The organism is Enterococcus hulanensis (assembly GCF_005405485.1).
GTDB classification, from domain to species: Bacteria; Bacillota; Bacilli; order Lactobacillales; family Enterococcaceae; genus Enterococcus_A; species Enterococcus_A hulanensis.
The window spans coordinates 45,473-72,209 of record NZ_BJED01000002.1; the positions used below are offsets into that span (position 1 = coordinate 45,473).

The 26,737-nt window shown below is 42.4% G+C and carries 21 protein-coding genes; 15 read left to right on the forward strand and 6 right to left on the reverse strand.

What is annotated here, in order from left to right; genetic code table 11:
* Positions 1 to 225: 225 nt before the first annotated feature.
* The 4 genes from FFR60_RS02815 to FFR60_RS02830 all read left to right on the forward strand — a co-directional run bounded on the left by FFR60_RS02815 (position 226) and on the right by FFR60_RS02830 (position 5,342).
* Positions 226 to 2,616, forward strand: a complete 2,391-nt coding sequence (locus FFR60_RS02815) for a Xaa-Pro dipeptidyl-peptidase (protein ID WP_137662938.1) — start codon at positions 226 to 228, stop codon at positions 2,614 to 2,616.
* A 135-nt stretch (positions 2,617 to 2,751) separates the two neighbouring features.
* Entirely contained in the window at positions 2,752 to 3,660 is a 909-nt protein-coding gene (locus FFR60_RS02820; protein ID WP_137662939.1) for a DMT family transporter, read from the forward strand.
* An 88-nt stretch (positions 3,661 to 3,748) separates the two neighbouring features.
* Positions 3,749 to 4,696, forward strand: a complete 948-nt coding sequence (locus tag FFR60_RS02825; RefSeq protein WP_137662940.1) for a TMEM175 family protein — start codon at positions 3,749 to 3,751, stop codon at positions 4,694 to 4,696.
* A gap of 97 nt (positions 4,697 to 4,793) precedes the next feature.
* Positions 4,794 to 5,342: a hypothetical protein gene (locus FFR60_RS02830; protein WP_171004850.1), complete on the forward strand. Its 549-nt coding sequence runs from the start codon at positions 4,794 to 4,796 to the stop codon at positions 5,340 to 5,342.
* 97 nt (positions 5,343 to 5,439) lie between these two features.
* On the opposite strand, the gene FFR60_RS02835 is transcribed toward FFR60_RS02830, so the two are convergent.
* A complete protein-coding gene (locus tag FFR60_RS02835; RefSeq protein ID WP_088935359.1) occupies positions 5,440 to 5,769 on the reverse strand; it encodes a hypothetical protein in 330 nt (109 codons plus the stop codon).
* A 236-nt stretch (positions 5,770 to 6,005) separates the two neighbouring features.
* On the opposite strand from FFR60_RS02835, the gene FFR60_RS02840 reads away from it, so the two are divergent.
* Together FFR60_RS02840 and FFR60_RS02845 are read left to right on the forward strand one after the other, a co-directional pair.
* Positions 6,006 to 6,500: an Lrp/AsnC family transcriptional regulator gene (locus FFR60_RS02840; protein WP_137662941.1), complete on the forward strand. Its 495-nt coding sequence runs from the start codon at positions 6,006 to 6,008 to the stop codon at positions 6,498 to 6,500.
* On the forward strand, positions 6,497 to 7,660 hold the full coding sequence (locus FFR60_RS02845) for an aminotransferase class I/II-fold pyridoxal phosphate-dependent enzyme (RefSeq protein WP_088935357.1): 1,164 nt from the start codon (positions 6,497 to 6,499) through the stop codon (positions 7,658 to 7,660). Before FFR60_RS02840 ends, FFR60_RS02845 begins: the two co-directional genes overlap by 4 nt.
* Before the next feature lie 68 nt (positions 7,661 to 7,728).
* Here the strand turns inward: FFR60_RS02845 and FFR60_RS02850 are convergent, their stop codons facing one another.
* The gene (locus tag FFR60_RS02850) at positions 7,729 to 8,919 is read right to left on the reverse strand and encodes an AI-2E family transporter (protein WP_137662942.1); all 1,191 of its coding nucleotides are present in this window, start codon (positions 8,917 to 8,919) and stop codon (positions 7,729 to 7,731) included.
* 236 nt (positions 8,920 to 9,155) lie between these two features.
* On the opposite strand from FFR60_RS02850, the gene FFR60_RS02855 reads away from it, so the two are divergent.
* Entirely contained in the window at positions 9,156 to 10,274 is a 1,119-nt protein-coding gene (locus FFR60_RS02855) for an AI-2E family transporter (RefSeq protein WP_088935355.1), read from the forward strand.
* A gap of 100 nt (positions 10,275 to 10,374) precedes the next feature.
* Here the strand turns inward: FFR60_RS02855 and FFR60_RS02860 are convergent, their stop codons facing one another.
* Positions 10,375 to 11,769 carry an amino acid permease gene (locus FFR60_RS02860; RefSeq protein WP_137662943.1) on the reverse strand — a complete coding sequence of 465 codons (1,395 nt, stop codon included), beginning with the start codon at positions 11,767 to 11,769 and terminating at the stop codon, positions 10,375 to 10,377.
* Positions 11,770 to 12,174: 405 nt separating this feature from the next.
* On the opposite strand from FFR60_RS02860, the gene FFR60_RS02865 reads away from it, so the two are divergent.
* Positions 12,175 to 13,134, forward strand: a complete 960-nt coding sequence (locus FFR60_RS02865) for a hypothetical protein (protein WP_137662944.1) — start codon at positions 12,175 to 12,177, stop codon at positions 13,132 to 13,134.
* Positions 13,135 to 13,152: 18 nt separating this feature from the next.
* Here FFR60_RS02865 and FFR60_RS23065 read toward each other — a convergent pair whose 3' ends face one another.
* Positions 13,153 to 14,118 carry a response regulator transcription factor gene (locus FFR60_RS23065; RefSeq protein WP_137662945.1) on the reverse strand — a complete coding sequence of 322 codons (966 nt, stop codon included), beginning with the start codon at positions 14,116 to 14,118 and terminating at the stop codon, positions 13,153 to 13,155.
* Between the two features lie 274 nt (positions 14,119 to 14,392).
* Here FFR60_RS23065 and ptcA point away from each other — a divergent pair, with 274 nt between their 5' ends.
* The 5 genes from ptcA (at position 14,393) to FFR60_RS02895 (ending at position 19,722) form a co-directional block, all read left to right on the forward strand.
* Complete coding sequence (gene ptcA, locus FFR60_RS02875; protein WP_088935351.1) at positions 14,393 to 15,412, forward strand: putrescine carbamoyltransferase; 1,020 nt, start codon at positions 14,393 to 14,395, stop codon at positions 15,410 to 15,412.
* A 122-nt stretch (positions 15,413 to 15,534) separates the two neighbouring features.
* The gene (locus FFR60_RS02880) at positions 15,535 to 16,959 is read left to right on the forward strand and encodes an APC family permease (RefSeq protein ID WP_137662946.1); all 1,425 of its coding nucleotides are present in this window, start codon (positions 15,535 to 15,537) and stop codon (positions 16,957 to 16,959) included.
* Positions 16,913 to 18,010 (forward strand): agmatine deiminase, encoded by a 1,098-nt coding sequence (gene aguA / locus FFR60_RS02885; protein WP_137662947.1) that lies wholly within the window; start codon positions 16,913 to 16,915, stop codon positions 18,008 to 18,010. Before FFR60_RS02880 ends, aguA begins: the two co-directional genes overlap by 47 nt.
* 9 nt (positions 18,011 to 18,019) lie before the next feature.
* Positions 18,020 to 18,949 carry a carbamate kinase gene (arcC, locus tag FFR60_RS02890; protein WP_088935348.1) on the forward strand — a complete coding sequence of 310 codons (930 nt, stop codon included), beginning with the start codon at positions 18,020 to 18,022 and terminating at the stop codon, positions 18,947 to 18,949.
* Between the two features lie 107 nt (positions 18,950 to 19,056).
* Positions 19,057 to 19,722, forward strand: coding sequence for a CPBP family intramembrane glutamic endopeptidase (locus FFR60_RS02895; RefSeq protein WP_137662948.1), 666 nt, complete (start codon positions 19,057 to 19,059; stop codon positions 19,720 to 19,722).
* Positions 19,723 to 19,803: 81 nt separating this feature from the next.
* Here FFR60_RS02895 and FFR60_RS02900 read toward each other — a convergent pair whose 3' ends face one another.
* Both FFR60_RS02900 and FFR60_RS02905 read right to left on the reverse strand, forming a co-directional pair.
* Positions 19,804 to 20,238, reverse strand: a complete 435-nt coding sequence (locus FFR60_RS02900) for a hypothetical protein (RefSeq protein ID WP_137662949.1) — start codon at positions 20,236 to 20,238, stop codon at positions 19,804 to 19,806.
* 58 nt (positions 20,239 to 20,296) lie between these two features.
* Positions 20,297 to 22,870, reverse strand: coding sequence for a transglycosylase domain-containing protein (locus FFR60_RS02905; protein WP_137662950.1), 2,574 nt, complete (start codon positions 22,868 to 22,870; stop codon positions 20,297 to 20,299).
* A 182-nt stretch (positions 22,871 to 23,052) separates the two neighbouring features.
* Between FFR60_RS02905 and FFR60_RS02910 the strand changes: the two genes are divergently transcribed.
* A complete protein-coding gene (locus FFR60_RS02910; protein ID WP_088935344.1) occupies positions 23,053 to 24,003 on the forward strand; it encodes a hypothetical protein in 951 nt (316 codons plus the stop codon).
* Between the two features lie 497 nt (positions 24,004 to 24,500).
* Positions 24,501 to 26,420 (forward strand): fibronectin type III domain-containing protein, encoded by a 1,920-nt coding sequence (locus FFR60_RS02915; protein WP_137662951.1) that lies wholly within the window; start codon positions 24,501 to 24,503, stop codon positions 26,418 to 26,420.
* The last annotated feature ends 317 nt before the right edge of the window (positions 26,421 to 26,737 follow it).

The window sequence follows — 26,737 nt, forward strand, 5'->3', positions numbered from 1 at the left end:
ATTCCGCAAGTGTTCAGTAATCGTTTTCATTGAACTTTAACGAACTTAGCGAAAGTATTTGTTATAATTATTTTATCAGAAAAAAAGAGCTGCTAGTATAACTTTCCGCTTTTTCTTGTGTTTTGGTGGAATTAGGCGGAATTTCAGTAAGCCGTCATACGGCATGAACTCAGACTTATTTTTCTGGCAGAAAAATATCTTACAGATGAAGAAGGAGAGAAGTAGATGAAAATCAATCAATTTGGTTTAAAACGTGTCTCACTAGAAGAAGCGAAGAAGGAACTGACCCAAGCGGGCTTTTTGACCATCGATTCAGCAACGGATGCGACAAAATTATGGTTTGAATTTTTACGTAAAAGCTTTTTAACAGTCAAGGAAGAGAGCGGGTTTATCAATAAACTTGCCAACTTCTTAGCCGATGAAGCAACGGATCTAGCGGAATTTTATCAAGCAGGCTCTCCCTTAACGAAGGAAGTTTTCTATACGATGGGTCTGCAGCAATTGGATTTTGAACCGACGATTGATTTTGCGGTGAAGGATATTCTTGCGGAAGCGGAAAAAATCGGAGTACCTATGATTGACGGCGATTTTGCAGATAAAAATACACTTATTGAAGCGTGGTATTTATTATTAACGAGTCATACAAAAAATGGGTTGAACTATCTTGATAAGCTTGCTTCGGAAGGCTATTACTTGGACAAAGACGTCAGCAAACCTTTCTTCTTCAATGGCAAAGCGCAGGCAGTCTTTGATACGTCCCGTTTGATTCGGGAAGTGGTCTATGTGGAAGCTCCGCTGGATACCGATCAGGATGGCAAGCGTGATTTATTGAAATTAGAAATTTTGCGTCCGGCTGAAACTGAAGCAGGTTTGCAGGTCGCAACGCTCTTTACTGCCAGTCCCTACAGTCAAGGAGTCAATGGACCAGCCGGCGAGGAATTGACTTACGACGTGAATGTTCCGTTGGAACGTAAAGAACCGACGGAAACCACCTATGAAGAGATCCAATACAAACCAGCAGCGGTGGAATTACCAGCGGAACGTGAAGTGAAGGGCAAAGCGACCCATGCGACGGAAACATTTGTCCGCGAGAATAATCACAGCTTGAATGATTTCTTCTTAGCTCGCGGTTTTGCGGTGGTTTACGGCGCAGGGATCGGTACGCGGGACTCTGACGGTATCCAAACTTGCGGCTCTGTCGAACAAACGACATCAATGGTGGCTTACATCGAATGGTTAGCCGGCAATCGTCGTGCTTTCACGAATCGGACAGACAATATCGCGATCAAAGCGTGGTGGAGCAACGGCAAAGTAGCGATGACCGGAAAATCATATCTCGGAACGTTAGCGACTGCTTGTGCGACACGTCAAGTAGAAGGGCTGGAGACGATTATTTCTGAAGCGGCGATCTCTGACTGGTATCAATATTACCGTGACAACGGCTTAGTTATCGCCCCTGGCGGATTCCCAGGAGAAGATGCCGACGTTTTAGCGATCGAGACCTTCAGTAAAATGCGGAATGCCGGCGATTATCTTCACAGCAAGAAATTTTTCTTGGATTATCTGAAAGAAATGGCTGAGTTGCAGGACCGTAAGACCGGTAATTACAATACTTTCTGGGATGAACGGAATTATTTGCCGTTTATCAAAGACATCAAGTGCGATGTGGTGATGGTCCACGGACTAAATGACTGGAATGTGAAGCCGCGTCAAGTCGCTGATTTGTGGGATGCGTTGAAGGATGTGCCGGTTGCCAAGAAACTGATCCTGCACCAAGGACAGCATATTTACATCAATAATATACCGTCATTGGATTTCCAAGACATGATGAACTTGTGGCTAAGTCATAAGCTGTACGGCGTAGACAATAATGCCAAAGAAATTTTACCGGATATTGTTTATCAAAAAAATACTGTTGCTGAAACATGGGATACATTGACAGACTGGGCACCAGCTAGTGAAAAGGTTTATCACTTAGGTGAAAAAGCATTAGCAAAAACACCTAGCTCTGGTCGGCTTACCTTCAAGGATCAATTACCGGAAGAACAATATCAAAGCTACACCAAGAATATCGATCTTTGGGAAAAGGAACTCAAAGAAGACGGCTTGATGGACGGTCATCGCTATTTAGCGAAAACAGAAGCGCTAGCTGAAGCGCTCTTCTTAAACGGACGTCCGAAAGTGAAGATCAAAGTAGCCTCAAGTGTGGATCTGGGAATGCTGAGCTTTGAGTTGATCGACTTCGGCGCTGCTAAACGCTTGAAGCCTGTGCCAGATATGGTAGCTTTGCATGGCTTGCCATTAGGCAGAAATTGGCGGGAGGATAATCTCGTAGAATTCAAACTAGGTGCTGAGGACGAGTACAAGCTGATCACTCGCGGTCATATTAATTTGCAAAATCGCGAAAATGCTTGGAAGAACGATGATCTGAAGGCCAATGAATTTGTGGAGGTGGAAGTAGTCTTGCATCCAACGATGTATCATCTGCCAGCGGGGCGTCAAATCGGTCTCGCGGTTTATGGCACAGACTTTGGAATGACCGTTCGCGGAAACCAAGACATTGATTACACTTTAGATCTAGCAGAATCGCAACTGATCTTGCCGATCGGCGAATAAACTGAACCTCGTAACAAGCCCAAGATTTTTGGGCTTGTTTTTTTGTCGTCCAATAAAAAAGCTGGTAGATAGTTTTTTAGTGAATGCTATAATGAGGGCAATGTGAAAACTATAACTATAAAAAAGGAGCAGTCAATGAAAATTAGGGGTGTGTTGTTGGCGTGCTCGGCAGGTGCTTTGTGGGCGTTGTCGGGGATTATGTGCCAAATTCTTTTTGAAGAGTATCTGGTTTCGCCGGAATGGCTGGCGAGCGTTCGGCTTTTAACGGCGGGAGGATTACTTACAGGGCTGAATCTCTTTCAGCGAAAGGGGCCGCGGCGAAAATTTTCCCCGTCGGATTTTTTCAGCCTGCTGCTGTTTTCCCTGATCGGCATGCTGGGGGTGCAGTATACCTATTTCAAAGCGATCCAATATAGCGGAGCGGCGATCGCGACGATCCTGCAGTTTACCGGACCGATCTTCATTTTTATTTTTCTCGTGATGAATAAGGAAAAGAAAATCAATTTTGTGGAAGTGCTGTTGATGGCGGCGACTTTTATAGGTGTTTTTTTGATCGTGGCAGAAGGCAATATCCAAACCTTGAATATTTCGCCGATGGGTTTTGCGATGGGAATTGCCTCGGCGGTCACGTTGGCTTTTTATACGCTGCAGCCGCGTAAGCTGTTGATAAAGTATGGCGAGATGCGGATCGCGGGTCTGGGAATGCTTATTGCCGGTTTGGCTTTTCAGCCGCTTCGGCCCATTTGGCGTCCGGAATTTCAAATGGACGGCTATTCACTTGGTTTGGTGATTAGTATTATTATTTTCGGTACGGCGCTGCCCTTTCTTTTTCAATTATCAAGCTTGCGGTTTATCGAGGCTTCATTGGCTAGTGTGTTGACGGTGGTGGAACCGATTTTGGCGACGATTTTGAGTATCGTGTTGTTTCATAGTCTCTTTGTTAAGGTTCAGCTGCTCGGTTTTGTGGTGGTGATCGGTTCTGTGATCCTGCTGACACGCTTATCGGATAAAAAGGTTTTGCCAGAAGATGAGCTGATCAAGTAAAAAGGTACTTCATAAGCTCCCCTTATCATTATTCTTTTTCGGTCATTTGGTATATGATAGGTCAGAAGTATGAAAAGGGGTTGAAGAGATGAAGGAACGCGTTGTGGTTTTTGGCGATGCGATCATTGCGATTATTCTGACGATCATCGTCTTAGAGTTGCCGATCCAAACAGCGGCGAATGGTGTCGTTGATATGTATTCGCTATTTAGAGCGGTGGGGATTTATTTTATAAGTTTTTGTTTTGTGGCGAATTTGTGGTTTCAGACAGGCTATGCCTTTAATAAAATCGATCAGGTGAAAAATAAAGATTTAGTTGTTTACCTGCTGCTATTGTTTTTCTTGTCATTGGTACCATCAGCGACGCGTTTGCTGATTGAAGATACCACTAAGCAAACACTCTTGATCTATGGTGTATTGACATTGATCGTAACTTTCGTGATGCGCCGGCTGATTGTAGCATTAACGGGTCAGTCATTGAAAGATGCGGAACAGCGGAAACGACGCGTGAATGAGTTGAATAGACAGGACTTGCTGTCGATCGGTTTTCGGGTTATTGTTTTGATTTTCGGACTGTTTTATGTGAGACCGGCGTTGATTATTTATCTGATCTTGCCGATTATGGCGTTCTTGCAAAACATCATCGATCGCGAAGAAGACAACTTGATTGCAACATTGGATGATGAGCAGCAGGCGGATTATTTTCAGGATCGGAATCAGGTCTGGGGCAATCCGATGCGGCGTTATTCTACTTTGCTGCGGGACTCGATGAAAGCTAATGGCGACTATGATCCGGACCGCTGGAAACAGATTATGTCCGATTGGGAAGGGCATATCAATAATGAGATCAATCAGAAGAAGCAGCAACTCTCATCAATGAATGAGCATGATAAACGCCGGGCGGAAAATGAGATTGACCGTTTGGAAAAGCAAAAACAAAAGATGGCCAGACAAGAAGCGATGACCGAGCGGCGGATCAATTCAGCAACAAAGGAAATGAATGATCAGCTGCAGAATCAATCGAAAAAAAGACATTAATAGCCGAGGTGTGAAGCAGAAATGCTTTTCGCCTTGGTATTTTTTGCTGCTCATTATATAATGAAGTAAAAATATCGCAGGAGAGTTAGGTGGAAGAATGTCAGTAACAATGATCGAGCATCCAATCAAAATGTACATTCGTCGTGATCTAGGCATTACTGTTGAACAATTTGGCAAGCTGGCGGGAATTCCGCAATCAACTTTGGCAACTTGGATCAAACGCGAGCGCCGCGTAGAAAAATTACCGATTGATTTTTATAGCGCCTTAGCTACCGTTCGCAAGCAAAAAATCGAAACCGTTTATGGCGAATTGCTGGCATGGCAGCAGCGCTATGATCGCTACAAGCAGGAAAGCCTGCAAGCAATCGCGGAAGAACAGCCGTTGTTCTCTCTGGCGGCAGAGGAAGGGCGCACTATTTATCGAATCTATCGGACACGTCAAATCGAGAGTCAGCTCTTAGAACCAGCTAGACGCCTGCGAAAAGCGATCGACCAATTAGATGCGCAATTATTTATTCAGGTTATGATCGAAATTTATGGAACGGTGGAGGCCGCGATGCCGACTTGGATCGCAAAATCCTTCAACAAAAGCGAACTGAAGGAAATCGGACAGGCGTTTTATAATGAATTACTAATGAAGGGATAGACTTGAGCAATCAAGTCTATTTTTTTACTCAATCTGAAGGCATGAAGAAAAAAGGACAAAAAAAGAAGCGATCAAACGCTTCTTTAAAAAAGTTTTTTTAGAGTTCTTCTTTAACTGTGTTGGTGATTTTTTTTAATTCATCCGTCATTTGACCGGAATGCTTGATAATATCTGATACGCGCAAGAAGCTGTTTTTATACATTGCGACTTCGCGGAACTTTTTATATTTTTCCTCGATCTCGTTAAAGGTTGCTGGTTTGCGGTCATCCTGTTCGACAGTTTCCGAGCCGTTCACATAATGCATCCCTAAAAATGAAAGGGCATCATTGATCCCATCTAAAAAAGCCTCGTATTCCTCTTGGCGGATCTTGCCGTCGGCTAAACGCTGCCGCTGTTTTTCAATAAACATCTCAACTACTTGTTCCATTCCCAATCCTCCTGTCTCTACGCATTTTTCTTGTTGCTCATCCAGTTTATTGTACTATGAAACCAAGTGTTTGTGTTATAGAAAAGTGAAAAATTTTTAGGTAATAAAAAATTGCCGGAAATTTTATCAGTATTTTATGAATTTTCAAAATTATTTGACAGTTTTTCTTTTTTTGGGAATAATAAACAAAAGATTAAAACTACCTAACAAATTGTTAAAGCGAAGGAGCCGTTCATATGGAACAAAGTAAACGCAAGCAATTATTGAAGCTGATCGAATCCGATTGTCGGTTAAGTCTGGAAGAATACGCGGTGATGCTGGGCGAAGATGAAGTGATCGTTTCTGCAGAAATCAAACGCATGGAAGAAGAGAAAATTATTTGCGGCTATCGGGCCTTGATTGATTGGGATAAAGTGGAAGATGATTGGATCGAAGCCTTAGTTGAAGTTCAAACGATTCCTAAAGGAGAAGAGGGCTATCGCGAAATCGCAGAACGTGTTCGGAAGTTTCCCGAAGTTAAATCCTTCTTTTTTGTCAGCGGCGGGTTTGATTTTATCTTGCTGCTGCAAGGACGCAATATCAAAGAAATTTCTAAGTTTATTTCTACCAATTTAGCGTCGATTCCCGATGTATCTGGGACGCAGACGCATTTCTTGCTCGACAAATACAAGGAATGGGGCATTGATATGTATCAAGATGACTCCGACCCTAGAATTCAGGTGAGCCCATGAGAAATTTTTTAACGAAAAAAATTACAGATATTCAACCATCCGGCATTCGCAAATTCTTTGACATCGTATCTGAACAGCCTGACGCGATTTCTTTAGGTGTCGGCGAGCCGGACTTTGATACGCCTTCTCATATGACTCAAGAAGGTGTTCGATCGATTCAAGAAGGCCGGACCTTTTATACCGCCAATGCGGGTCTGATCGAGCTGCGGGAGAAAATCAGCGAGTATCTGCTTTTCCGCAACAAGGTCAAATACGATCCGAAAACAGAGATCGTTGTAACAGTCGGCGGCAGTGAAGCGATTGATATTGCTTTGCGGACATTTGTCGATCCCGGCGACGAGGTGATCATTCCCCAACCCAGCTTCGTGTGCTATGAACCAATCACGCAAATAGTGGGTGGGACACCAGTAACGATCGACCTGCAGGCGAAGAATGATTTTATGCTGACGCCAGAAGAGCTGGAAGCGGTATTGACCGAGAAAAGCAAGATTTTGATTTTATCTTATCCGAATAATCCAACTGGCGGCACGATGGATCGCGAGGCGCTGATCAAGATCGCTGATGTTGCGAAGAAGCACGACCTGTTAGTTATTACGGATGAGATTTACGCGGAAATTGTCTATGATGAGCCCTTTACTAGTATTGCGGAGCTGCCGGGAATGCGTGAACGAACGATTGTCATCAATGGCTTTTCAAAAGGTTTTGCGATGACTGGTTGGCGTTTAGGCTTTATGGCTGGACCGGAAATGTTCATGGAGCAGCTGTTGAAGCTGCATCAATATACGATCATGGCGGCACCGACAGCGAGTCAATATGCCGCACTAGCTGGACTGAAAAATAATTGGCAGGAAACCGTGGAGCCGATGCGGCTGTCCTATGAGGAACGGCGGAATTATCTGCACCATGCGTTAGAGAAAATGGGGCTGCCTTGTTATAAGGCGAAGGGTGCTTTTTATCTATTCCCGCAGATCAGCCAATTCGGCTTGAGCAGTGAAGAGTTTGCGCTGCGCCTATTGGAAGAAGAAAAGCTGGCGGTCGTCCCCGGCTCGGCGTTCGGAAAAAGCGGCGAAGGCTTTTTACGTTTGTCGTATGCGTATTCGATCTATGAATTAAAAGAAGCCATCCAGCGTTTGGAACGTTTTGTGATGCGCTTGAAATAAACTAGGAAGCGGAGGTGATCCGCTTCTTTTTTTCGCAAAAAAAATCTGTTCAAAAGAGAACAGATTTCTTAATTAGCAGGATATTCTTTTTGTGAAAACTCGGTTTCTTCGTATTCACCTTCATCTTCGCCATAATAGCGGTTGTAGCGCTGTTTGAACTTGCGAAAAAGGAACACGCCAAAGGCTTTGAAGATGGTATAGGTTGGAATCCCGAAAACTAGACCAAACAGACCGAAGAGATTCCCCATAACCAATAAAACCAGCACGATCGTAACCGGATGTACCTTTAACTGATCGCCTAAAACTTTCGGTTCGATGACATTGCCATTCAAGATTTGCTCGATGATCCAGACAATGATCAACCCCACCAGCATCTGGAAAGAATGGAGCAGCGCGATCACTGCGCAAGGAACAAAGGCGATGAAAGGGCCAATATAAGGGATGATCGAAGTAATCGTAACTAATAGCGCCAATGGCAATCCATAAGGCATACCGATTACCAGAAAGCCGACAAAAACGATCAAGCCGTTGGCTAAAGCAACGATAAACTGTCCCTTCAAATAATCGCCGACCTGACTATTTAGAATCGCCCCTAATTCATTGGAATCATTCCGAAATTTCGGCGGCAATAGTTTCAAAAAGTAGCTGTGAAATTGCCGCGCATCTTTTAATAGGAAGAAAGTAATGATCGGCGAGGTGAACAAAATAATGAAAAAGCCGCTGACTGTAGAAAAGAGGTCGCCAACGAATCGTTGGATATCACCAAGCGAATCCGACAAGGTATTAATCACTTGAAAGACAACATCCTCTAAAGAACCAAAAATTTCCTCGATAGGACTTTCCAGTACCGTTCCCGCGACGAGATGTTGCAGGGCCGAATTGAAATTATCGACATGCTGCGGGAAATCATTCACTAGGTTGGCCGTTTGACTATAAATCTTAGGTACCGCCCAAACACTGAAGGCTCCGATGAGCAGTAAGAGTGCAACGACGATCCCTAAGATAGAATAGATTCGTTTTACCCCTTTTTTCTCAAAATAATTGACGATCGGGTCTAACAAATAATACAAAATCAATGCCAGCAAGATGGGAGCGAAAACTGTTTTGAAAATAATCAGCAGCGGAGTAAAGACAAACCGCACATGGTAAAAAACAAAAATCAAAGCTCCTAGTAACACACCGGCAATCAATGTAAAGATTAGGTTCCGGCCGCCGATAAACTTGATCCAACGGGTCGCTTTTGTCGATGGTCGTTCCATTTTTATCAAATCCTTTTTTCTTTTTATTGTAGCGAAGAAGGGAGCGAGGCACAAAAAATAGGCTTAAAGCTCGCAAATCGACGTTTTTTGAAAGGCCGTTATGAGATTCTATTGAATACTTTCCTAGTTTATCTAAAACTTTTCCTTTAATTTTAATAAAAGCATTCTTACTTCTTCTGAGAAATGATAAGATGAAGCCATATCCTGGGGGATAAGAAATTTTTAAGGAGGCGTTTATGCTGACACGTTTCAAACAATCCAAGTTGTTTTTTTGGACGGCTGAAATTGTCTTAACTATCATAGGCATTTATTTTCTTTTACAAATGCCTAATATTTTCGAGCCAGTATTGGGCATGATTTCTGCAATCTTGATGCCGTTATTGATTGCTGGTTTTCTTTATTATATGTTCGATCCCATCGTAGTTTTTCTGGAGGAAAGAGGAGGATTGCCGCGCGTCGTCGGTTTTCTCATATCGTTTATTGTGATCGCTTTTATCATCGTCTTGATTATGATGAATGCCGTTCCGAAAATGATCGAACAAGCCGTTCAACTGACGCAAAACCTGCCTGTTTACGCAGAAGAATCAGGCCGTTGGCTAAACGAACTGGCGAATAAAGAGGAGTTCAAAAACTTTAATCTGGAAAAACAATTGGCGGCAGCGAATTTGACGATCAATAATCTGCTTAAAGTGGGGATTGTCAGTGTGACCTCAAGTTTGTCGCGGATTTTTGGTTTTGCAATGAAATTTTTCGTTTTATTGTTCACTGTTCCTTTTATTTTGATCTTTATGTTCAAGGATGGGCATAAATTCTTAGACGCTGTTTCGCAATTCTTTCCATTATCGATTCGTAAAGAGCTGCGTCAAACCGTGCGGGAATTGAATGAGACCTTATCCGCTTATATCAGCAGTACCGTTTTAGATGCGTTTATTATTGGGATTTTGAGTTTTATTGCTATGACGATTTTTCAACAGCCCTACAGCTTGCTGCTGGCTCTTTTTTGCGGAATCACTAATATTATTCCGTATGTCGGTCCTTTTATCGGGGCAGTCCCGGCGATTATCGTTGGTCTGTTTATTTCACCGCTGCAGGCTTTGTATATGGGATTATCCGTTTTGGTCATTCAGCAATTAGACGGCAATCTGATCAAGCCGCTGCTGTTCGGCAAGTCATTGAATATTCATCCGCTGACGATCATCCTAGTCTTGATCGGAGCAGGAAGTGTTGCCGGTATCATAGGCATGCTGATCTGTATCCCTGTTTATGCCGTGATCAAAACACTGATCATTAACATTCACAAAATTTACCAGCTCCGTCGTGAAAGCCACTTGCTCAAGGACAAGGGCGAAGGGTAAAAATCAACTAAAAAACCGCCTTCCAAGCATTATGAATTTGGAGGGCGGTTATTTTTTGTGAAAAATTTATCTAAGCGGATAAAGCAATAAATAACTGGTTTTAATTTTGATTATCAAAAAGGTGCAAAATTTTACTAAATATCGGTATATTTTTCTCAAACTTAAAATGACAGATCCCCAAAAGAACGATAAACCAGAGTGGAGAGAAAATCAGTGCCTCCCGCGTATCGGGAGCTAGTGCTAAAACGAACAAAACAAAAGCGAGAAATAGGAATACGAGATAGTTTGTAAAGGGAAACAGCGGCAATTTAAAGGTGCTTTTTGCGGCCAGCTCGGGTCTTGATTTGCGATAGCGCATATGGGTAAAAACAATCATTCCCCAAATAAAAATGAAACAGATCGTTGCAATCGAACTAATCATAGTAAAAATCTGACTAGGCACGAAGAAATTCATGATCACCGCGAGAAAAATGACGAGAGTTGAGAATACGAGAGCATTTCCCGGGACACGATTGCGTGTCAGTTTGGTAAAACGTTTTGGTGCACTGCCTTCTTGGGCTAAGGAACGGACCATCCGGCTCGTACTGTAAATAGCACTATTGCAAGCAGACATGGCTGAACTTAGAACCACCAAGTTGACAATAGAAGCGGCGGCTGCGATCCCGATCTCGGAAAAGACTTGCACAAAGGGACTTTGATCTGCTGATAAGCTTGACCACGGATAGATTGACATGATCACAAACAATGAACCTAGGTAGAACAAAATGATACGCAGCGGGATCGTATTGATTGCTTTTGGCAACACCGCTTTCGGATCAGAGGTTTCGCCGCCGATCAGACCAACTAATTCGACCCCGCAAAAAGCAAAGGTCGCCATTTGGAAGGAGAGGACAAAACCACTTGACCCTTTCGGAAAGAAACCGCCATGGCGCCATAAGTTGCTGATGGCAACCGGTCCGGCGCTGGTTTTGAAGCCGGAGAAGATCATGAAGACCCCGGCGATGATCAAAGCAATGATAGCGACGACCTTGATTAACGCAAACCAAAACTCTAACTCGCCAAAAAGTCCGACTGCCACTAGGTTCAAACCAAGCAACAAGACCAACGCGATAATTTCAGACAGCCATTGAGGAATATTCGGCAGCCAATAGTTCACATACATCCCGGTAGCGGTCAGGTCAGCCATCGCGATGGCGATCCAGCAGAACCAGTAAGTCCAGCCCGTTACAAAAGCTGCTTTTTTGCCTAAATAATCGGCGATAAAATCTAAAAATGAATGATAGTTCAAATTTGACAGCATCAATTCACCTAAAGCACGCATGATCAGAAAGATCACACAGCCGGTGATCGTGTAGGAGAGAAGAATCGAAGGACCAGTCAGCTGTATGGTTTTTCCGGCACCAAGAAACAGTCCAGTGCCAATAGCCCCGCCAATTGAAATCAATTGGACATGACGATTTTTTAATCCTCTATCCAATTCTTCATGAGTTTCCAATAAAATCAGTCCTTTTTTTAAGAATAGAACGAGTTTATCAGAAATAATTCAAAGGTTGAAATATTTTCCTTGAATTGACAGAATGCCAAGAATTTTCTAATAATTTTAAAATAACATAAAATTAAAAAGAGTTGCTAAAGATTTTACTATAACTTGTGTTTTGCTAGGATTAAAATGCTATAATATTGACAAATTGCCAGTTTGACTTCTTACTTTAGCAAGTTTAATTGAATATATGCGGCATGGTGATCCGACTCATTTTTCAGTTTTCGAAAAATGAATCGGCTGCACGTTTGTGAGTTCTATGTCAAACAATCAGTAATTGAGAAGCAATGGTGTATAAATGTAAATAAACCTGATTTTTCTTTTTAGGAAAAATAAAAGCATTGACGAGGAGGAGCCGGTTTGAACAAAAAAACAATCGGTTGGGTGGTATTAGGACTGGTTGTGTTTGGCGCCGTAAGTTTTGCAAGCTATCACATCTACCAAGATAAAGTAATCCAGTCAGAAAAAGAAACGAAAAAGGTGCTGAATGAGCGTTTAGCCGATCTTTACGAGGATCAGAAGTCGGGCTATTTTAAAGCCGATATTTCAAGTGAGGCGTTTGATGATTTGGCAACCGAAGTTAAGAAGCAACGTGGAGAAAGCCAAACGTTGGAAGACATTGATCACGCCAAGAAAAATTTTGAGCTTCAAGAGGATTTGAATCAGCTTTTTGAAAGCGATGTGTTAAATGGTTTGGATCTGTCGGCGCACCCGATTTTAAAGGAGCCCGACCAAGATAAGATCAAAGCCCTGAAGGATCAGTTGAGTGAAAGTTCTGCCAAGGACAAGGATTGGGGCCAAGACATCAGCATGCTTCTGCGGATCGCTGAAACGCAATCGAAGGATTTTACCAGTGCGGAGACTGATGTGTCGGACTTGCTTAATAAAGGCGATGGTTTGACCTTATCGGACTATTTGGCGGGGGTAAAAACGTTGGCGGTCCTGCCGGATGGAAAGTATAAGCAGCAGTTATTGGATAAATTGGACCCAGTGAAAAATCAGCTGGCGAATGAAAACAATAGCTTTGCGACTCAAATCCAGCAAAGCGATGCCTCAATGGCGGAAGCCGAAAAAAATTATCAAGAGCGTCAAGCCAAAGCGTTGGCAGAGCGCAACAAAGAATTAACGGAGTTGAAAAAGGTTTTAGCTGAAAAGCAGGAGACATATGACTCTTATAAAGATATTTTAGATTCGATTGAGGACAGCAAAAATGACGAATCTTCCCGCAAAAAAGCGGAATCAGAGTCTCGTTCACGGGGATCAGATTCTTCAAGCTCATCAAGTTCTTCTTCGGAAGATCATCATGAGGAAGACGAATAAAAAAAGAGCAACGATTTTCTAAGTGAAATCGTTGCTCTTTTTTAGTGTCATTTTACCATTGGAGGAAGCTTGATATTCTTCAAACATAGGGAAAATTTGTGTCCGCTTCTTGATATCCAGCTTAATGAAAATATTATGGACGTGAGTTTTGACTGTTCCAAGTGAAAGAAAAAGCTGATCGGCGATCTCTTGATTGGTTCGGTGGAACATCAGCAGTTCAAAAACTTCTGTTTCCCGTTGCGTGAATTGGTGAGCATGACAGAATCTTTGAATCAAAATCGAGTTTTCCTGTTCCTCAGGAGTGTCTTCCTCTGGAACTTGCCGCGCCTTCAGGTAGGAGTGGAGAAATAGTAAGCAGACGGTAATCGAAAAAATGTCTTCTGAAATGCTGCGATTGTAGATCTTGGTTGCCAGCGAACTGTATTGATCTACATTGAAAATCACAAAGCTATCTTCAATGACAATCAAGATACTAAAAAGAATACAGATAATCGCCAGCTTTTTTAAATAGCCTGTGTTCAACTCGGGGAGGTCCATTCGCGCACCTCGCCAGCAGTAAAAACCTAAATAAAAGAGAAAAACTTGGTTTCCTAAATAGTAAAGCCATACTTTTAATGCTGAATTATCCATTAATGGGACTGTGATCATCCAAACGGCTAAAGCGATCAAGAGGCCATAATGCAATGCTTTGAGTTTTTCTTTTCGTAATTCGGCGATGATGGAGATGGAGAAAAAGGCATTTCCCATAAAAATGATGGTCTTAACCGCAGGTGCACTCATAAATGCTTGGTCGTAGCTCTGGGCAAAGGAGTTGATGAATTCGGTCATATAAATAATGATGTTGTCAAAAATGAAGAAGGCTAGATAAAGACTGATCAGCAGAAACACTTTGTTTTTTTCTTTTAGATAGGAATTTATTGCAAAAGCCATTGTGATGGAATATAGAATGATCAAAAGAATATTATAAACGAAGATAGCTATCATATTGAATCCCCTTTCATTTCGTAGTCAAAAAACTTCATTTCTTCACTTAAGTATAACATCATTTATTCCCTAATCGTCCTAAAATACGCTAAACTTTCTTCTAAACTTTTCTAAACCCTTGAAAAATAAAAGGTTTACATCTAAAAATAAACCAGCTAAAACTCGTTTGATTTCGCAAATGTTAGCGTTTACATCCTTTGGCTTATCGTAAACTCAGCCTTTTTCGCCTAAAGTGAAGATGCAAAAGCAAACAAATTACTTAGGAGGCGTCAACATGGCAAAAAGAGATTTCATTACAACAGAAAATTACACGAGAGAGGAGATTCAGTACATCGTTGATTTATCATTGAAAATCAAAGCTTCTATTAAAAACGGTTTTTATCCGCCATTATTAAAAGATAAAGTGTTAGGCATGATCTTCCAGCAGTCTTCTACTAGAACACGGGTTTCATTTGAAACAGCGATGACGCAATTAGGCGGACACGCAGAATATTTAGCACCAGGTCAAATCCAATTAGGCGGACATGAAACAATTGAAGATACGAGCCGTGTACTTTCTCGTTTAGTTGATATTTTGATGGCTCGTGTGGAACGTCATCACAGTGTGTATGATTTAGCCAACAACGCAACGATCCCAGTAATCAACGGGATGTCTGATTTCAACCATCCAACTCAAGAATTAGGCGACCTTTGTACTATGATCGAACATTTACCTGAAGGCAAGAAAATCGAAGACTGCAAAGTTTCCTTCATTGGTGATGCGACTCAAGTTTGTTTCTCACTAGGTTTAGTTGCAACAAAAATGGGAATGGAATTTGTTCAATTCGGTCCTAAGGGCTTCCAATTAAATGAAGATCATCGTGCAAGATTAGATGCGATCTGTAAAGAATCTGGCGGTTCATACACCGTTTCTGATGAGATCGAAGTGATCGAAGGTTCTGATTATGTTTATACCGACGTTTGGTACGGTTTATATGAAGCAGAATTATCAGAAGAAGAACGCATGAGTACGTTCTATCCTAAATACCAAGTAAATGATGAATTAATGGCTCGTGCCGGCAAAGATGCGAAATTCATGCACTGTCTGCCTGCGACTCGCGGTGAAGAAGTAACAGATGAAGTAATGGATGGACCAAACTCAATCTGTTTCGATGAAGCGGAAAACCGTTTGACTTCAATTCGCGGCTTGTTAGTTTATTTGATGCATGATTACGCAGACAAGAACCCAATCGATGAAAAGAAAAAAGCAGCAGCAAAGGCAGATTTAGAAGTCTTCTTAGGCAAGGCACTATAGACCCCAGAGGTGAGGACGGAAATGATCTGCGGCTTTAATCAACCTTCATCAAGATTATTTCCATTCGGGGATTGAGGAAATCCTCAATCCCTGTTTCCCTTGTACCGGAAAGGAAGAAAACAATGGGAGAAGAAAAGAAGAAAAAGTTTAGTTTGATGAGCGCAATATTATCCGTTATCTGTGTCGTGTTCGTGGCAGAGGCAGCGGCGCCGGTTGCGGCGATCGGAAATTCGCAATTTTTTTGGTGGATCTTCTTATTAATAGCATTCTTATTACCGTATGGATTAATGTCATCGGAATTAGGAACGACCTATATTGGCGATGGCGGGATCTATGACTGGGTGACTCAAGCCTTCGGACATCGCTGGGGCTCGCGGGTATCTTGGTATTATTGGATCAATTATCCATTATGGCTCGCTTCATTAGCAGTTGTAACTCCGGATCTATTGACGACGATTACAGGGATTGAGTTCCCAACGGTCGCAGCGATCGTGATCGAATTGGTCTTCATTTGGGCCATTGTTTGGATCAGCTTCTATCCAGTCGCTGACAGTGTCTGGATTTTGAATGGGGCCGCTGTGATCAAGATGCTATTGGCTATTTTGATCGGGGCATTAGGACTTTATACGTTTGCGACAAAAGGCGCGGCGAATGAGTTTACCTTATCTTCGATGCTGCCAAGTTTTAATTTGAATAGTTTATCCTTTATCTCAGTAATTATTTTCAACCTGCTAGGTTTTGAAGTTATTTGTACCTTTGCAGATGATATGGAAAATCCGAAAAAACAAATTCCACAAGCAATCATTGTTGGCGGGCTAGTAATCGCGGCGATCTACATTTTCTCAGCCTTTGGTATCGGTGTAGCGATCCCGACTGATCAAATCAGTACCGGCAGCGGCTTGATGGACAGCTTCAAGCTATTGACAGGCTCGACTGGCGGCTGGTTCATCATCGCGATGGCGTTCCTGTTCTTACTAACGCTGTTTGGCAATATGATTTCTTGGTCATTAGGTGTTAACAACACGGCTTGTTACGCAGCGGAAAATGGCGATATGCCGAAAATCTTCGCGAAACGCGGCGGCAAAGACGAAATGCCGATTGGCGCGGCGATCATGAATGGCGTTGTGGCATCGATCGTAGTTGTTATCGCACCGATTTTACCGAATCAGGATCTATTCTGGGCCTTCTTCTCATTGAACCTAGTAATGTTCTTGATGTCATATGTGCCAGTATTCCCAGCTTTTTACAGATTACGCAAAATCGATCCAGATACACCGCGGCCATTTAGAGTTGGCGGCAGTGATACATTCTTGAAAGTTTTGGTTGCGCTGCCAATGATTATGATCGTTATTTCATTGATCTTCACAGCTTTGCCACTGCAATTTGATCCAGCAAGTTTAAGTGAACAACTACCGATCACGATCGGAGCTGTCGTCTTCACACTATTTGGTGAGGCGATTATATGGGTGAAAAAAATCAAAAAAGAAGGAGTAATTTATCATGGCGAAGAGAATCGAAAAGACAACACCGAAACAAGACGGGTTTAGAATGCCCGGCGAGTACGAACCACAAGAGAAGGTATGGATGATCTGGCCTGAACGTCCAGATAACTGGCGCGATGGCGGAAAACCAGCACAAGAAGCATTCACTGAAGTGGCAAAAGCTATCAGCAAGTTCACACCAATGAATGTCGTGGTTTCACAGCAGCAGTTCCAAAACTGTCGTCGTCAATTACCTGAGGATATCACGGTCTACGAAATGTCCAACAACGATGCCTGGATTCGCGATTGCGGACCAAGCTTCGTGATCAATGATAAAGGTGAATTGCGTGGAAACGACTGGGGCTTTAACGCTTGGGGTGGTCTTGTTGACGGATTGTATTTCCCATGGGACCAAGATGATTTAGTCGCACAAAAAATCTGTGAGATCGAACATGTCGATTCTTATCGGACAGACGATTTCATTTTAGAAGGCGGTTCGTTCCATGTTGATGGCGAAGGAACGGTTTTAGTTACGGAAATGTGTCTATTAAGTGAAGGGCGCAACCCTCACATGACTAAAAAAGAGATCGAACAAAAACTATGCGACTACTTAAACTGTGAAAAAGTTCTGTGGTTAGGCGATGGGATCGATCCGGAAGAAACAAATGGTCACGTAGATGACGTTGCCTGCTTCGTTCGTCCAGGTGAAGTGGCATGTATCTACACCGAAGATGAAAACAGTCCATTCTACGAAGCAGCGCAAGATGCATACAAACGTCTAAGTGAAATGAAGGATGCGAAAGGCCGCAAATTAAAAGTTCATAAAATCTGTTGCCCAATCGAAAATGTCACGATCGACGGCAACTTCAAGATCGACTATGTTGAAGGAACAATGCCGCGTGAAGACGGCGATATCTGTATCGCTTCTTACATGAACTTCTTGATCACCAACAACGGCGTAATCGTACCGCAATATGGCGACAAGAATGATGCCTTAGCATTAGAACAATTAGAAATGATCTTCCCAGATAAAGAAGTTGTGGGTGTAAATACTGTTGAAATCGTATACGGTGGCGGAAATATTCACTGTATCACACAACAACAGCCACAAAGATAGGAGACCCTCATGTCAAAAATCGTTATCGCATTGGGCGGAAACGCGTTAGGCAATTCTGCCAATGAACAATTAACTAAAGCTGAATTAGCAGCAAAATCAATCGCTGATTTGATTACGGCCGGACACCATGTCGTGATCGCTCACGGCAACGGCCCGCAAGTCGGGAAAATTCGTTTGGCTTTTGAAGAAACGAGTCAAACAGCAGAAGATATGATGCCATTTCCAGAGTGTACCGCGATGAGTCAAGGCTACATTGGCTATCATCTGCAGCAAGCCATCGATGAAGAATTAGTTTCACGGGGAATGGAAGACATTCCAGTAGTGTCGATGCTGACGCAAGTCGTGGTTGATCCTGCTGATCCGGCGTTTGAAAATCCTACCAAACCGATCGGCGGGTATTACAGCGAAGAAGAAGCGAAAAAACTGATGGATGAAAGCGACGATGTTTACGTAGAAGATGCAGGTCGTGGGTGGCGTCGTGTCGTACCTTCACCAAAACCTGTCGATATCTACGAAAAGATCAGTTTGAAAACCTTAGTCGACGCGGGGCAAGTCGTGATCGCCTGTGGTGGAGGAGGCATTCCAGTTATTTATGAAGGCACCCGCTATAAAGGGGTGGATGCGGTAATCGATAAGGACTTTGCGGCAGCCAAAATGGCGGCATTGATAGATGCAGATGTCTTTATTATCTTAACCGCTGTGGATCATGTCTTTGTAAACTTTGGAAAACCAGATCAGAAAGCCTTAGAGACAACCACTGTTGCGGATATGGAAAAATATATCGAAGAAAAACAATTCGCACCCGGCAGCATGCTGCCAAAAGTCGAAGCCGCAATTGACTTCGCCGAATCAAAAGCCGGCCGACAAGCCATTATCGCCTCTCTTGAACAAGCTTCAGAAGCCGTTAAAGGCAATAGCGGCACTACGGTCCAAATGTAAAACTAAAATCCCGATTACTTGGAAAACTCTCCAAGTAATCGGGATTTTTCTTGCTGTTTATGGGAGTATAATAATATAATAAAAAGAAAAGGGAAGTGGAAGGAGCCATGAAGAATCAAACTGTCGAAAAACTATGGAATATCATGATTTGTTTAGGCTTAGCCGGTTTGGTCGTCCTTTTTTCGATGCTATATGGTATGTTTTTGATAACCGCGCAGGAAGGTAGCGGTCATGGGTATTCGGGGATTGAAATTGGTGCACTTTGTTTTTTCTGTTTGCTTACTTCATTTTTTATGCTGCGGCTTTCCAAAGGATTGAAACTTTTTTCTTTTGATTTGATTTTTTTGACAAAGAAGAACATCAAAATCATTTTAATCGGCACGGTCTTGGCTCTAGGTATCTTAATTGCAGAAACCATACTAATAAATCAAAACATACTTATTGAACAAGCGGGAAATCCGCGTACAATGGCAGTCCTCTCGAAAGCTCCTTCGCTGGTTATAGGGCTGTTTACTTTTATTCTTGCTCCAATCATGGAGGAAGTTCTCTTTCGTGGCGGGATCATCGGGCTGGTGTTTGCGGATAAGCCGTTTTTGGGTGTGCTTGTTTCCAGTCTGGTATATTGCTTGGCATTTCGGCCCGATGGGATTATTTACTGGCTGCTTTCTTTAATGATGAATATCATTTTAGGTCTGGCATATGTACAGACTAAGCGGCTAGAGGTGCCGATTATTATTAAGATGCTCACGCTTTTATTGATGTTGCTGTTTTAAAACTTCGCTCTAGAATAAAAGAAATCCCAGCCTTTTGAGCTGGGATTTTTAGTATTAAAAAGAAGAAAAATTTAGATTGATTTATCTTTTAATCTCAGTCAAAACTTTTGCAATATCTCGCTTGATCAAACTCTGCATACTTTCTTTATATTGACTGAGATCCAGATTTTCCAGTTTTTTGCGAATGATCGGAGTCATTTCTGGTTTAGCCGCTGTTAAATAAACCAAGTAGGGAATACATTGACGAACAACGGGAGCTTTGGAATCATCCAAGATCGCTAGAATTTCTTCAAGATGAGCGTCAATGATCTTTTGCGAATCCCAGCGGGCGTTGAGCATAAAAAATTTAAACGCGCGTCCTCGTCCACATGAATTCTCTGCGTTAAGGGCCGGCAAAAATTCTTCAAGCTTATCCGCGTAAATAGATTCGGCAAGACATTCAGCTTCCAACTTTTTAAAAGCTGCCAGAGCCTCTTTAGTATCTTTAGCAGTCAAAAGTGTTAACACACGATCCATTAGATCACTCCTTTTCTTCTCACTTATAGTAAAACAGTCGCCAGAGCGGCGACTGTTTTTAATCATCTTTTTTCTCTGCTTCTAATTGTTTCTTCAAATCACTGATTTGTTTATCTAAGTCCTTGCTTTGATTTTTCGTGTCGGTGATTTGATCTTTAACCGTATTGATCGCGGAATCGCGAGCCGCTTTTTCATGAGCGTACTCGGCTTCTTTGTTGCGGTATACGCTGGTGTATTGCTCTGAGAGCGTACCGCCTGACGGCTCGACTTGTTGGACCAGAGCAAAGACATCTTGGGCAAATTGATCAAAGGTTTGCCAGTTGTCCTGCGTATCGGTCACGATGATCTCAAATTGACTAAGTGTGTTGATTCGTTCAGAGATCAATTGATTACTAAAGGTCGACGCTTCTTCCACCATCGGTGTGCTGAGTTTGGCTGCCGTTAGTTCATTGGCCTTTTGCTTGGCTAAGGTATCAATATTGGTCGTTGCTGTATCCAAAGCATTTTTCCGTGTTGCCAAAACTTGTTTAGTCTGACTGGAGCGGGTGACTAATTGACCGCCAGCTTTTTGTACGGAAGAAGGCATTTGGAAATCAACATCTTCTTTGCCGTCGTTCAATAGATCCATGGTTTGTTTGAAAATTTCTTTAGTTGCTTGACCAACGCTGGCATTATCCTGCGGCTGCGGTGTGTCGTCGCCGGCCCAGACAGCCACGGTATAGTATGGTGTGGCACCGACTGTCCATAAATCTTTGGCTTCATCGGTTGTACCAGTTTTGACCGCCCAATATTGGTTATGGGCTAAGGTCAATCCGGCGGCTGTTCCGTCAGTATTCTGGTGGACAGCCTTCATTGTATCAATGGTTAAGTAAGCCGCATCGTCACTATAAACCTTCTGCTGTGCGATCTCACTTTGAGAGAAGATTTCTTGCCCGTTGTCTTTGCGCTTGATCGTTTGAATGTTGACTGGTGCGCGATAATTTCCTTGATTGACCAATGTTGCGATTCCGCTGGCCATTTCTTGGGTAGTCGCTCCATAGGTCATTCCGCCGACAGCGATGATCGGATTGTCATCTTCCACATCCAAGCCGGTGAACTGCATCTGCGATAAACGCTGGTAGACAGGCTCTTTCAATTCGTTGCGATTTTCATCAGCCAATTTATAGGCGACCACATTGGAAGAAACGGCCAAGGCATTGCGCAATGTCAGATTTCCTTTTGAGCCATTGTAAACATTATTAGGATACGTATTATTTGGCCGATCATCTGAAACTGCACTGCTTTCCAGCAGCCCGCGTTCATAAGCCGGCGCATAGGAGACTAACGGTTTAATCGCTGATCCGGGCTGACGGTAGGAAAGAAAGGCCCGGTTGTAGTGATTGCCTTCTTCACCGCGGCCGCCGATACTTGCTACCACATCACCGGTATGATTATCGATGACGGTCATCGCCGCTTGTTTGGTGTAAAAATTATTCTCACCGTTGATATCCTGCCACGCATTCATAACGTTGCTGACGATTCCTTGCAGTTGGTCATGAAGGGCGGGATCGATATTGGTACTGATTTGATAACCGCCGGAAAGGATTCGCTGATACACTTTGTTATAAGCGGTTGTATATTCTTCGTTATAGCGATCTTCCTCTTCTTTCGAATCAAATTGATATTGGAAACGGAAGTCCTGCTGGCCCATCAAAATCTTCGTCGTTGAATCCACCGCTAAGGCGACTTCATTATTGTCCAATTGATTATTCAGCGCGTTGCTGTGGATTTCCGCGGAGATATCATCGGCAACGGCTTTGTCATACTGATCCTTTGTGATATACCCCTGCTGATTCATTTCCTTGAGGATCAGCTTGGCGCGCTTCAAAGCATTTTTCTTATTAGTTGTCGGATCAAATATCCCCGGATTATTGGTGATCCCCACAAGCGTCGCTTTTTCTAAAAGACTCGTATCGTTGATGGACTTGCCAAAATAAACCTTCGCTGCGGCATTGATCCCGTAAGCGCCATGGCCGAAGTAGACGTTGTTTAAGTAATATTCCAAAATCTGATGCTTGGTAAATTTCTTTTCTAACGATTGGGCCATTACCATCTCTTCGATCTTACGTGAGATTGAAACCTCGGGTGTCAGATAAATATTTTTTACCAATTGCTGCGTGATGGTGGAGGCACCGCGGACCCCGCGACCAGTCGCCGCGTTCAATGCGACCGTAAGCAGCCCTTGCGTATCCACCCCGTGATGGTCGTAAAACCGTTTATCCTCAATGGAGATCAAAGCTTGGGAAACCAACGGGTCCATCTTATCGTAAGTGATATAGTCCCGCTCTTGGGTCTTTAACTCCTTAAGGACCTGTCCATTTTTATCTAAGATTGTGGTAGGGTGGTATTGCTTGAAGTCACTTTCTTGGATTTTTGCCGCGTGTTCTTCACCAGCATCGATCGCCGCAGTGACTTCTTTTCCATATTTTTGGAAGAAGAAAATCGTCCCTGCAATCACCAATAAAAGCACCGCCGCTAGAATGCTTAGCGAGATCTTTGTGGATCGCGATAATTTACTTTGTGACGATTTTTTTCGTGTTGGTCTTATTCTCTTTTCTTTTTTTTGTTGATGTCGTTCTTTTCTATTTGCCATATCCGCCTATCCTTAAAAAAATCATTTCTTCTAGTGTAATAGAAAATGACGAGAATAACTATCAAATTCATATTTTTACAAGAAAAAATTTAGATTATTTCATAAAAATAGTCGGATTTTCACTAGAAATACTTGACGCTTGCTTAATTTGTCGCCACAATGTAGGGGAGACGAGGTGAACTATGGACACGAAGAAAAAATGGTTGATCTTTTGGGGGATTCTAGCCGCTTTATTTGTCGGAAGCTTTGGTATTGTTTTGAGCGGGAATTTTCCGCAATTTACGATCCCATTCAGCGTTTTTGCCAGCGATGACAAAGAAACGAAGAAAGAAGAACTGCCTAAATTAAACGTATTGGCGTTGAAGGATGTCAATGATCAAACATTATTAGAAGAACAAACAAAAAAAATCGATGCTTTGAACACGGCATTTGCAGACAATAACAGCTTTTCGAGTTCTCAGGCGATGTCTGATGCGATCGAGAAGGTTTATGGACCGGCCAAGGATGGGAAAAATATTTTTGATCTTTATCGTAAAATCTATCCCATGGTAAGTTCAGAGGAGAGCGGCTTTGTCAGTGTGAATCTGGTAGGCTTTGGTCAGCGTTTAGTCGATGATCAGACGATGACGACGCAGCGGCAGGTTTGGAGTTTTACGGATACGAGCGGTTCGCGTCATGATTATACGGTCAATCTTCGTTTTAACGACAAAGAGTTGAATGAGTTGACGGCCGAAGACGGCAGTGATGTAAAATCTATCATTACAAAAGACGATACCTATTTGGACAAATCGGCGGACTTTGAAACTGCCTGGACAGAACTGATTCGACGAGGAACGGATACACAGCTTTATCGCCAAATGGAGAAGGCGGGAATGGATAGTAACCAAACGGAATTCAAAGCTTTGGAAAAAAGTATGAATATAACCGATCCAAGCGGCTTCTTTGAACTATTCAAGGATACTCGTGGAGATATTACTCATGCGTACTTATCTGGCTTCTACCACACGAATACGCCGACTGATGGACAATCCGACTATTATTTCCGAGTACCGACTTCTGCAAAGGATATCGCAACCTTTGTAGTCGTCTATGATCGGCTGCAGCAAAAGATTGTTTCTATTAATAGACAATAAGTCGAATCTATTAGTAAAAATTAAGCAGATCATCATTTATTGATGGTCTTTTTTTTGCGTTTAATGTTCAGCAGCTGACAGAATCGGTTAAAACAGCGAAATCGATTAGTTTATTAAATATATTATAAAATATATGGAGTGTAGTGAAAATTTTTCGTCATAATCTGAAGAATAATTTTGATTTTTGAGTGATCATAGAATTTTATCACAATAATTGTTATATTTGTGGCAACAGGAAATATCCCTAATAATCACATTTCTTAGAGACGGGGAAACCTAGAGAGAGTAATTCCTGTAATCAAACATGCTTGTTGGTGTGTTTACTTGATGGGGGGTGGTCCATGGAAAGCTGCTTCTGTTTTTGGCCAAAAACAAACTCCGAAAAAAATTAAACGACTACTATCTTCCATATGGAGATAGTAGTTTCAATAGTTAGGGTAGGGTTTATTTGTTGTGCACTTTTTGCACTTGGGTAAAGAGCAGAAAAGGAGAGCGAAATGAAAAAAAAGGGATTAATGAAAAAAATAAAAGGGATCATGTCGTTGGTAACGCTATTGATCATGACTGTCTCCTCGTTGGGGGTACCGGCACAAGTATTTGCCGCAGATGAAGGAAATACTCCTGCAAATCTGACAGTTAAACATAATGATACGCAAAAATGGACAGTCATTCAGTTCGATAAGGTTGAAAATGCGGAAAGCTACAACGTGTATCGGGCAGAAGAACAGGATGGGAAATTTGAACGTATTCAAACATTAAAGAGTGACAAAACATATGCAGTTGATCCTTATATGGAATTAAAGACAAACGGCACGCTTAAGGCTGATTATCTTTACTACTATAAAGTATCAGCTGTGGTCGATGGCAAGGAACAGGAAGCTGCCGGCCCATTAGCCAATCAAGATGTTGCAACAAAAGCTGAGGATGATGAAATCGATGCGGCTGCCGCGGCTCCATCAGCAGCACCTGCTGAAGAAGCTACAAAGGAAACATCCGAAGAAAAAGCTGAAGAAGCGACAACGGATGCTCCTGCAGTTCAAACGTTTGGATCATCAAGACATAAAACCGGCTGTGACGGCAAACACAGTGGTCGTACTTGCAACAACAATGCGGGCAAACACGACAAAGATTGCGATAAAAACCACAGTAGCGGCAGAAAATGTAATTCAAACAATTGGAAACATGGCGACTACTGTGACAAAAAACATAGCGGCAAAAACTGTAACGAAAATAAATGGCAGCACGGCCAATATTGTGACAAAAATCATAGTGGTAAAAACTGTAACGAAAACAAATGGCAACATGGCTCAGATTGTGATGAAGGCCATAGCGGTCACGGCTGTAATCATAATTGGAAGCACGATGAAGACTGTGACAAGAACCACAGCGGCAAACATTGTAACCAAAACAACTACAAAGAAAAATGGGATGCTGTTAAAAATGTTTGCGTGACTGAAGCGCAGCACCACTGGTTAAAACTTAGCTGGGAATCAAAAGGCAACAATGCGGAATACAAGATTTTCCGTGCAAGCAAAAAATGCAACGATTACCATTCTAGCGACTTTAAAGAAATCGCTAAAGTAACCGGCACAACTACTTACAACGATATCAAGCTGGACCATAATACAACTTATTGCTACAAGGTAATGGTGAAACGTCCTAAAAACACGCCATTATCCGCTGAAACAGTTACTAGCTCAAACATCAGTAAATTTACTGTTTGCGGAACGACATTGAATCCAAACATTAAAGCGACAGCTGTTTCCGACAAAGCAATCAAAGTTACTTGGACAAATACGAAGAGCGACAATGCGTCGCAGCGCTTCGCAACCAGCTACACGTTATACCGCAGTACAACTAACAACATTAATAATGCGACTGCGATCAATGTACCTGGCAAACAAGACGGTTCAGAAATGTCTTATACGGATGATTGCTTGAACCAATGCACGACTTACTACTATTGGGTGAAAGCAAATTATGGTCAATGGAGCAACTGGGTCAGCCCGCAATGGGGATCGAGCTGTGCAACAACCTTGAAGAAAAAAGAAATTGGCAGTGGATTGAGAGGGTGTATCAAGAACAGACTTGTTTGCGGCTGTATCCCATCCCGCTATTACGGAGCGCAAATTTTCTTAGGTACTCAAAATCCAAATACGTTGGACTACACGAAAGTACGTGTTTACCGCAGAACATCTGGTTGCGGCTACGGATCAGCGTACAAGACGATTGATGTTCGTTATGCAAAATATATGAATGGCGCTTTTGGAAAAGGCTACTATCTTGATGAATCATTAAGCTATGTCTGCTTATCAAGAGGCTCTTACTCATTCGCAATTCAAGCGGTTGGTTCTGATTGTGGAAAAGAAGTTACAGGACCAATGATTGAACTAGGCTGCGTTACTGTAAGATGCTAAAGTGATTGATCAATTTAAGTTTGATAGTTAGAAAAGTTTTTTAAATGAAGAAACCTCATTTTGATTAACTTTTCAATAAAGCAAGATCGTCCAAAAAAAGTGTTAGGAGAGAGCCCTCCTAACACTTTTTTCTTGCGCCTTTGAGAAATTAAAAAGTTTTTTACAAGTAAAATAGATTTGATACCTAACTAAGAAATTATTTTTCAAAAATCGTGAAAAAAGAATCTGATTGTCATTGTGCATAACATTTCACTAATCCCGCTAAAGCGAGAAAAGGAACTGGCAAAACGGAACGAGTTCGCGAAGTCTTTTTAAAT